Raw genomic sequence first — 9,268 nt, 5'->3', positions numbered from 1 at the left:
CTCATGACGACACTATCTAGCCCAGGCGACGTCGCCGGCGCGCGCGGCGCAAGCCCCCGCGGGGTGCGGCGAAGCGTCGCCGCGATGACGGATGGGTTACCCTTGCCCGGTTGTGGCCCGGCCCAGGGCTCGCACCGGCCGGTCGCCCGCGCGGCCGCGGCCCGCTTCGCGCACGAGATCGACATGGCATCGAACCCGCCCGTTTCGCAAACCCGCTCCTTCAGCACGGTCTTCCTGATCGAGATGTGGGAGCGCTTCGGCTTCTACGGCATGCAGGTGCTGATGGTCACCTACATGATGAAGAAGCTCGGCTTCGTGGACACCAAGGCCAACCTGGTGTGGGGCGCAGCCTCCGCGCTGATCTTCGCCACGCCCGCGATCGGCGGCTGGGTGGGCGACCGCCTGATCGGCACCCGCCGCACCATGCTGCTCGGCGCCGTGGTGCTGGCGCTGGGCTATGCGCTGCTGTGGATCCCCTCCAACAACCTGTGGCTGCTGTATGGCGCGCTGGGCGTGATCATCGTCGGCAACGGCTTCTTCAAGTCCAACGCCGGCAACCTGGTGCGCAAGATCTACGACGGCGACGAGACCCGCATCGACAGCGCCTTCACCATCTACTACATGGCGGTGAACATCGGCTCGATGGTGTCGATGACGCTGACGCCGTGGATCCGCGACTACGTGGGCGAGCGCTACGGCGACCACTGGGGCTGGCACACCGCCTTCGGCGTGTGCGCCATCGGCCTGCTGCTCGGCCTCGTCAACTACGCGCTGATGCGCCGCACGCTGGGGCACGTGGGCTCACCCGCCGACGAGGTGCCGGTGAAGCCGCTGCGCCTGCTCGCCGTGTTGGGCGCCGCCGCGCTGATGGTGCTGGTGTCGGCGCTGATCCTGCTCAACGAGCTGCTGGCGCGCATCTGCGTGTACGCCGCGGGCGTGGTGATCCTGGGCATCTTCGCCCACCTGATCCGCCGCAGCGCGCCCGGCGAGCGCGCCGGCCTGGTGGCGGCGCTGGTGCTGACCCTCCAGACCATCTTCTTCTTCATCTTCTACCAGCAGATGTCCACCTCGCTGAACCTGTTCGCGCAGAAGAACGTGGACCTCGACTTCCGCCTGTTCGGCTGGCACCTGTTCACCTGGATCCCCGAGCAGTACCAGAACCTCAACTCGATCTGGATCGTGGTGCTGAGCCCGGTGCTGGTGGCGCTCTACAACGGGCTCGGCCGCGTGGGGCGCGACCCTTCCGTGGCCGCCAAGTTCGCCTGGGGCTTCGCCGCGGTGGCGGCGGGCTTCTTCATCTACGGCGTCGGCGCGCGCTGGGCGGTGGCCGGCCAGGTGTCCTCGTGGATCATGGTGTGGGGCTACGGCCTGTACTCGCTGGGCGAGATGCTGGTGAGCGGCCTGGGCCTGGCGATGATCGCCCGCTACGTGCCGGTGCGCATGGGCGGCTTCATGATGGGCGCCTACTACGTGGCCACCGGTGTCTCGCAGTACCTCGGCAGCGTGGTGGCCAACCTCGCGCACATTCCCGAGGGGCTGGACAATCCGGTCGAATCGCTCGACATCTACACCAGCCTGTTCAACAAACTCGGCTTCGTGGGCATCGCCTGCACGGCGATCGCCGTCGCCGCGCTGCCGCTGATGAAGAAGCTGTCGGACAGCCATGCCGCCCACACCGCGCTGCCCGCCGTGCGCAGCGAGGAACTGAGCCCGCAACCGTAACCCCGTGCGGCCGGCACAGCGTGCCGGCCGTGCCCGATGAGCCACACCATGCCGCCCCGTCTCGCCAACCGCCACATCGGCCCCTCCGCCCTCGCCCGCCCGCTGGCGTGGCTGCGCATCTGCGCCATCGCCGGACAGAGCGTGGCCGTGCTGGTGTGTGCGCTGTGGATGCACCTGACCATCCCGCTGCTGACCCTGCTGAGCGGCATCGGCGCGCTGGCCGTGTTCGCCGCCTTCGCCGCCTGGCGGCTCAGCCAGCCGTGGCCGGTGCACGAGTGGGAGACGCTGCTGCACATCGCCATCGACACGCTGATGCTCGGCTACCTGCTCTATTTCACCGGCGGCGCCACCAACCCCTTCATCACCCTGCTGCTGGTGCCCATCGCGCTCAGCGCGGCCGCGCTGTCGGCGCCGGCGGTGCTGTTCACCGCGGCGCTGGCCGGCCTCGCCTACCTGGTGCTGCTGCGCTGGCACGTGCCGCTGCCGGTGCCGCCGCACGAGGGCGACAGCTTCGCGCTGCACGTGGCCGGCACCGGCGTGAACTTCGTCATCACCGCGCTGCTGCTGGGCTTCTTCGTCAACCGCCTGGCCACCGCCCTGCGCACCCAGCAGCTGGAAGTGCAGCGCGGGCGCGAGCGCGCGCTGCGCGACGAGGGCATCCTGGCCATCGCCACCCAGGCCGCCGGCGCCGCCCACGAACTCAACACCCCGCTGGGCACCATGCGCACCCTGCTGCCGGAACTGCGCCGCGAGCACGCCGGCGACGCCCGCCTGGAGGAAGACCTCACCCTGCTGCAGGAGCAGGTGGAACGCTGCCGCGGCATCCTGCGCGAGATGGTGGCCTTCGGCAAGGCGCAGCTGGCGCAGGAGCCGGAGCGGATGACGCTCTACCAGTTCATCCACATCTGCCTGGAGCGCTTCCAGCTGCTGCGCCCGGAGGCGGAAATCGAGCTGACCCTGCCGGACGAGCTGGCCGGGCTGGCGCTCGGCGTCCCGGCCGGCCTGCGCCACGCCCTGCTCAACCTGCTGAACAATGCCCTCGATGCCTCGGCGCTGCTCGACTCCCTCGCCGTCGAACTCGAAGTGCGCCGGGACGGGACCTGGCTGGAGCTGGTCGTGCGCGACCACGGCCCCGGCTTCGACCGCGCCGGCAACCCGCCCAGCCTCGGCCGCAGCGGCAAGCAAAGCGGCCTGGGCCTGGGCCTGGCCCTCACCGAGGCCACCGCCGAGCGGCTCGACGGCGAGCTAATCACCCAGAATACAGGCCAGGGCGCCGAAGTGCGGCTACGATTGCCTTTTGCCACCATCGCCGGCGTACCATGAGCGTCGCGGCGTGCAAGAACGCCTGACTCAGGCCAGAATGCTGACCCTTTTCGTCAGGGAGAAGTTGTCCGATGAACGAATCCACCCCCTCCTCCCGTCCGCTGCTGATCGTCGACGACGACGCCACCTTCGTCCGGGTGCTGGCCCGCGCGATGGATTCGCGCGGTTTCGAGGTGGTCACCGCCAACAACGCCGACGAAGCCCGCAGCCAGGCCCGCCGCCACCACCCGCGCCACTGCGTGCTGGACTTGAAGCTCGGCGACGAGAACGGCCTCAAGCTGGTGGCCGAGCTGCAGGCGCTGGTGCCGGACATGCGCATCCTGCTGCTGACCGGCTACGCCTCCATCGCCACCGCGGTGGAAGCGATCAAGCGCGGCGCGCACGACTACCTGGCCAAGCCGGTGGACGCCGACGCCGTGGTCCGCGCGCTGATGGAAGAGGAAAGCGCCGGCGGCGAAGACGAGCTGCCGGAAGCCCCCGAAGCCCCGCTGGCCCTGCGCCGGCTGGAGTGGGAGCACATCCAGCGCGTGCTCACCGAGTGCGACGGCAACATCTCCGAAACCGCCCGCCGGCTCGGCATGCACCGGCGCACGCTGCAGCGCAAGCTGGGCAAGCACCCGGTGCGGGAACGGCCCGACCAGGACCACTGAGTCCGCCACCTCGCCCGCCGGGGGCGGCGCCGGCACCGCGAACCATCAGCTCGCCCGGCGGCATCGGCCGCCGGGCGAATTCGTCTTCACCAGATCTTCACCCGCTGCGCCGGGTCCAGGTACAGCGCCTGCCCCGGCTTGGGCGCGAAGGCGTCGTACCAGGCATCGAGGTTGCGCACCGTCTGTGCGCGGAAGCGGCCCGGCGCGTGGCCGTCGGTGACCACCTGCTGGCGCAGCGCCGCCTCGCGCGTCTTGGTGCGCCAGGACTGGGCGAAGGCGAGGAAGAAGCGCTGGTCGCCGCTGAAGCCGTCGATCACCGGCGGGCGCTTGCCGTGCAGCGACTTGTGGTAGGCGATCCAGGCCACCGTCAGGCCGCTGACGTCGGCGATGTTCTCGCCCAGCGTCTGCTGGCCGTTGAGGTGCAGGCCGGGCAGCGCCTCGTAGGCGTCGTACTGTGCCGCCAGCTTCTGACCCGCCGCCTTGAAGTGCGCCTGGTCCGCCGGCGTCCACCAGTTGGCCAGGCGCCCCTCGGCGTCGAACTCGGCGCCGGTGTTGTCGAAGCCGTGGCTGATCTCGTGGCCGATCACCGCGCCGATGGAGCCGTAGTTGGCCGCCGCATCCGCCTTCGGGTCGAAGAACGGCGCCTCCAGGATCGCCGCCGGGAAGTTCAGCGCGTTCTGCAGCGGCAGGTTCACCGCGTTGACCGTCTGCGGCGTCATCCACCACTCACCGCGGTCCACCGGCCGGCCGAGCTTGGCGAGCTGGTGGGCATACTCGAACTGCTCCGCGCGCAGGCGGTTGCCCAGCGCGTCGTCCGGGCGTATCTCAAGCTGCGCGTAGTCGCGCCAGGTTTCCGGGTAGCCCACGCCCACCTTGAGCGTGGCGATCTTGGCCTTGGCCTTCTTCTTGGTCGCCGGCGTCATCCAGTCCAGGCTGTCCACGCGCTCGTTGAAGGCGGCGAGGATGTTGGTGACCATCGCCTGCACCTGCCGCTTGGACGAGGCGGGGAAATAGTGCTGCACGTAGAGCTTGCCCACCGCGTCGCCGAGGTCGTTGTTGACCGCGCCGATCGCCCGCTTCCAGCGGTCGCGCTGCTGCGGCGTGCCCTGCAGGGTGCGGCCGTAGAAGTCGAAGCTGGCGTCGGCGTAGGCCTTGGGCAGCAGGCCCGCGCTGTCGTTGAGCGTGTGGAACACCAGGTAGCTCTTCCAGGTGGCGAGCGGCTCGCCGGCGACCAGCGCGGCGATGCCCTGCACCGCCTGCGGCTGCCACACCGTCACGGCCTTCTGCCCGGCCAGCCCGGCCGCCTTGAAGTAGGCGGCCCAGTCCAGCCCCGGCGCCTTGGCGGCGAAGGCATCGAGCTGCCACGGGTTGTTGGCCTTGTGCACGTCCTCGCTGTCCACCAGGCTGGCGTGGGCCTTGGCGATCTTCGTCTCCAATTCGAGGATGGCCTTGGCCTCGCCTTCCGCATCCGCCTCGCCGGCCTGCGCGAGCAGCTTGGCCACATACGCCTGGTACTTGGCGCGCGTGGCGGCCATCGCCGGGTCGGTGGAGAGGTAGTAGTCGCGGTCGGGCATGCCCAGGCCGCCCTGCAACAGGTAAGGCACGTTGTGCGCGGGGTCTTCCAGGCCCTGCGCCACGAACAGGCCGAACAGGTGCTCGGTGTGGAAGTTGGTGGCGTTGACCGGGTCCACGTCGGCGCGCAGCTGGCTGCCCAGCACCGTGGCGAGGTCGGCCGGCGAACTGATCGCGGCGATCTTGGCAAGCTCCGGCTTGAGCGGCGCGAGCCCGGCCTGCTCGATGTGCGCCTCGTCCATGAAGGCCGCGTAGTAGTCGGCGATCTTGCGCGCGTCACTGCCCGGCGCCGGATTGCCCGCGCCGGCCTGGCGCACCAGGTCGGCGGTGCGCTGCTCGGCCTTCTGGAACACCTTCAGGAAGATGCCGGTGCTGGAACGGTCCGGCGGAATCTCGGTGGTGCGCCGCCAGTTGCCGTTGGCGTAGCCGTCGAAGTCGTCGCCCGGCTGCGCCGCGCGGTCCATGCCCGCCTGGTCCACGCCGGAAGGCGCGCTGGCCGCGAAGGCCGCCATCGAAACCGCCGAGCCGCACAGCACGGCGGCCGTGGTCAGAATCCGTCGAAATCGCTGCATGGCGCTGCTCCCGGGTGAAAGAGGCGCCCACGATAAGCCTTTGCGCTGCGGGTGGGGGCATGACTTCTGGGCTAGGGGCGTGGGCGGCAGGAGAGATGGCACAGGCGCTCAAACCGGAGGCGCCGCGTGAGGCACGCCCGGCGATATGAGCGATGGCTATATGCCGTGGCCACCGTGGGTCATGACCGGCCCCTGCGTCTGCTGGGTGTTGAGTTGCTGATTTTGGGCCTGTCGCTGTTGTTGCTGCGCCTGAGCCTGTTCGAACTGCTGCATGGCCTGCGGCCACTGGGCACCGCTGTGCGCCATCGGCGTCATGGCCTCGCTCGTGGGCACACTGGTCCGAAGGTCAAACAGATGGTCCGTGCGCCCCGGTGGAGTCTGCACAGCCCACAAACGCTGGCCATCGGTGGAGAGTGCGATTTGGTCGATGCGCTGCAACCCATCCGCCCGAGCTTGCACGGCGGCGGCCGATGCCAACTGGTCAGTGTGCACATCGGGGGTTCGACCCAAGCTTTGGTCAAGCGCTACGACATGGGCACGCGCCTGCTGGAAGAGCGCATGGTCCGGATGGCTGGGGTCATCCAATCGCTGCGGTGCCACCGGCACATGCTGGTATTGATGGGGGCCGTCGGCCGTGTGGTCGAACGCGTGAGGCACGGCCGGCTGCGAGCTGCTGTCGAGATACTGGATGGATTGCTTGGACGGGGCGAGGTTGAGTCCCGCCTTTTCCATCATGTCTTCGTAGAGGCCCGCGTGGGCCATGTTGAGCTGAATCTGCGGGGCCAGGCCTTTGCCGTGCGCGGCCGCGTGCTCTTCCGCACCGATGACTGAAACAGCCCAGCCGGCGTAGTAGTTGGGGTAGTCCTCAACCCCGTTGTGCCCCAGCGCCATGGCGTTGCGCGTGTCTCCCGGTTGATGGTGCGCGGCCGTCGGCCGGTCGAAGTAGTTGTGCCCCATCGCGGCCACATTGGCCGGTGTGTGCGACAAGCTTAAATCGGGATTGAGCTGCAGGTTGGGGCGAGCTACAAACCCCGCCCCGTGCGGTTCGATGAAGTCTGCCGTGCGTGCCGGCAAGGCATTGGCCAGGTCGGTCAACGTCACGCTGCCCTGGTCGTGCTGCACCCGGCCTCGCAGGGCATTCCAGCCCGCAATTTCCGCACTCGCTTCGTCTTCCCGGCCGGCTTGGATGCGCCGCTCCACCAACGTGGTGTAATCGTGCACCGGGCCGGGCGTGGCAGCCAGCGCGCGCGCATCGTTGACAAACGCGGCGCGCGCCTGCGCTGCCGCTTGCGCGTTGAACCCATGCTGGACTTCGTGCCCGATGACGAAGGTCAAATCGTGCGGGTTGTATCTCCCAACGCTGTGCGCACCACGGGTGATGAGCGATTCGCTGACCAGGTTCATGGCGTGGTCGGGCGCACTGAAGCTGCCGCCGACGCCTGCGCCCGGCGCGGTGAACGCAAACGACTCCAGGATGCGGTGCGACGGTTGCAGTGGATCGGTCGTCGTCGCGGCGCGCTTGATGTCGTCGGCCAGCGCGGGTGAACCATTGAGCGTGCCTTGGAGGTTGCTGAGCATGTCCGGGGTGACATGGTGGCTCGCACCCGCGACGTCGGCGTAGCTCTTTCCGCCGAATTCTACGACCATCGCTTGGACGCGCAGCACAGCGCCGAGGTCCGTGCAGGCACCCGAAGCGGGGAAGGCGGAAGCGGGCAGGATCATGGTGCCGGCACCCCGGTCGTAGTGGCCCACCGGCTGGTCGGGCGCGCCAGGGGCCGCGGGCGCGAAGCCGTGCAACGCCCCGTTGCTGGCTTGCGCGTCCAGGCGTTGGGTCACGTCGGGGTCAGCCGCCAACGCCGCGCGCAGCGCCGACACTTGGGCCGGGGTCACGCCGGATTGTTGGGCAAACTGGTTGACGGCCGCATCGAGGGCCGTGTGGGGCGTAGCCATGGGCAATCCTTATCCGGTCAATGGCCGTCAGTGGTTTGCACGGCCAGCACGCAGGCTGTGCCATGCACATCAGCACCGTCGCGCGGGGTCAAGGTCAACACCACATCGCCCTTGCTGAACTCCACGGCCAAAATGCTGCCGATTTCCGATGGCACCGGACGCTCGACCCAGCCGTGGGCGGTCAGCGTGCTGCGCAGCCTGTCCAGCGGCAACGCACACACCGGGGCGGCATCGGCCGTCCGGTCCGGATGGTCGAACCAAAATCGAAAGCCATTTTTCATCGACGGCCGGGCATTGGACTGCTGCACCCAGTAGGTCCAGCCCTGCCCCAGGTCCGAGCTGTGGTAGACCGTCCAACCCGCGCCATTTGTGGTGTCGGGGCCGAGCGTCACCCCGAAGGCGTCTCCCAGCGGAGCGGGTTTGAGCGTGGCCGTGCTGTCTAGGGTCGACAGAAAGGCAAGCAGATGGTCAACGGCCGCGCGCGCCCCGGGCAGCGCGTGGGCTTCGAGGGAAGACGGCATGGAGTGGTCCTGGGCAGAGGAGGGGGCAGAGTCGGCAGCATCGGGTGCCACTGCTTGATGGGCAGGCGTTGCACAAGCCACCAGGAGCGTGGCGAAAAGGCTAGCCACTGCGGCAGCAGGGCGCATCATCCGTGGCTCCTATGGGATTGGCCGCATGGTCGCAGTCGAATTCCATCTTAGCGAAGCACCGAGAGACCGCATGACAAACCGTGCACGGTTTCGGTCAGCGGGAAGGCGCAAGCCGTCAGCGGTTTCACGTCGTGCCACTGAAGAAACCGGGTGGTCCACCGACGACCTCAAGAGAAAAGCGGATGCATCGAACAGATAAACGAGGAGGAGGCCAGGTCGGCAGAGGCTGCACGGATTGCTGTTCTACAAAACCATGACTTCTGGACTAGGGGACACTTGCCCGCGGGCAACGCCCCTCCCTGGACTCGGCATGATGGCGCGTTGCAAAGTCATATATTTTGTGTGGGCTTCAGCTCATTAGTTTTTGGATCATTCGCTTAGAGTCCCCGACAGGGGCCTGCCGGCAGGGAGGGAGCGTGTACGTGAAACTCAGGATCTCGGCTAAAAGGCTGTTGCTATCGGGCGGACTGTTGGCTTCTGCCACTGCAGGCCTAGCGGCAGACCATCCGGCCGTGCAAAAGAAAGCCATCACAATCCGGACCGAAGAATATCCACGCCTGCCGTACTCGGAGGCCAAGTACTACATATACGAACGCAACGGGCAGGTCATCTGCACCAAATTGGCGGTATGCGACAAATACGATGCATGCGATACGGAATACCACGCAGGGACATACAAAGCAGATCAGGACGCGAAGACCGGCAAGCCCTACGGCTCCTCGGCTGCGGTCTTGATTCCGCCGCAAAAACTAAGCAAACACGTTTGCTTGTCGAAGTACGGGAAAGACATTCGTTGAATCCAGGGGCCACCTAGGAGCCTGGGCGGCAG

7 protein-coding genes are annotated in these 9,268 nt (G+C 67.9%); 4 read left to right on the top strand and 3 right to left on the bottom strand.

Going from position 1 to position 9,268, the window contains the following annotated elements:
• Positions 1 to 183: 183 nt before the first annotated feature.
• From ACH65_RS15185 to ACH65_RS15175, 3 genes are all read left to right on the top strand, one after another.
• Positions 184 to 1,722: a peptide MFS transporter gene (locus ACH65_RS15185; protein ID WP_049623463.1), complete on the top strand. Its 1,539-nt coding sequence runs from the start codon at positions 184 to 186 to the stop codon at positions 1,720 to 1,722.
• Between the two features lie 48 nt (positions 1,723 to 1,770).
• A complete protein-coding gene (locus ACH65_RS15180; protein WP_049623462.1) occupies positions 1,771 to 3,045 on the top strand; it encodes an ATP-binding protein in 1,275 nt (424 codons plus the stop codon).
• Positions 3,046 to 3,116: 71 nt separating this feature from the next.
• Complete coding sequence (locus ACH65_RS15175) at positions 3,117 to 3,695, top strand: response regulator transcription factor (RefSeq protein WP_049623461.1); 579 nt, start codon at positions 3,117 to 3,119, stop codon at positions 3,693 to 3,695.
• 86 nt (positions 3,696 to 3,781) lie between these two features.
• Here the strand turns inward: ACH65_RS15175 and ACH65_RS15170 are convergent, their stop codons facing one another.
• From ACH65_RS15170 to ACH65_RS15160, 3 genes are all read right to left on the bottom strand, one after another.
• Complete coding sequence (locus ACH65_RS15170) at positions 3,782 to 5,839, bottom strand: M13 family metallopeptidase (RefSeq protein ID WP_049623460.1); 2,058 nt, start codon at positions 5,837 to 5,839, stop codon at positions 3,782 to 3,784.
• A gap of 156 nt (positions 5,840 to 5,995) precedes the next feature.
• Positions 5,996 to 7,789: an XVIPCD domain-containing protein gene (locus ACH65_RS20615; RefSeq protein WP_049623459.1), complete on the bottom strand. Its 1,794-nt coding sequence runs from the start codon at positions 7,787 to 7,789 to the stop codon at positions 5,996 to 5,998.
• 17 nt (positions 7,790 to 7,806) lie between these two features.
• Complete coding sequence (locus ACH65_RS15160) at positions 7,807 to 8,310, bottom strand: hypothetical protein (RefSeq protein ID WP_049623458.1); 504 nt, start codon at positions 8,308 to 8,310, stop codon at positions 7,807 to 7,809.
• Positions 8,311 to 8,861: 551 nt separating this feature from the next.
• Here ACH65_RS15160 and ACH65_RS19195 point away from each other — a divergent pair.
• Positions 8,862 to 9,236, top strand: coding sequence for a hypothetical protein (locus ACH65_RS19195; protein WP_202594227.1), 375 nt, complete (start codon positions 8,862 to 8,864; stop codon positions 9,234 to 9,236).
• The last annotated feature ends 32 nt before the right edge of the window (positions 9,237 to 9,268 follow it).

It is taken from the genome of Frateuria defendens, from assembly GCF_001182895.1.
In the GTDB taxonomy this organism is placed as follows: Bacteria; Pseudomonadota; Gammaproteobacteria; order Xanthomonadales; family Rhodanobacteraceae; genus Frateuria_B; species Frateuria_B defendens.
This window is presented reverse-complemented; position numbering and strand designations above follow the sequence as displayed.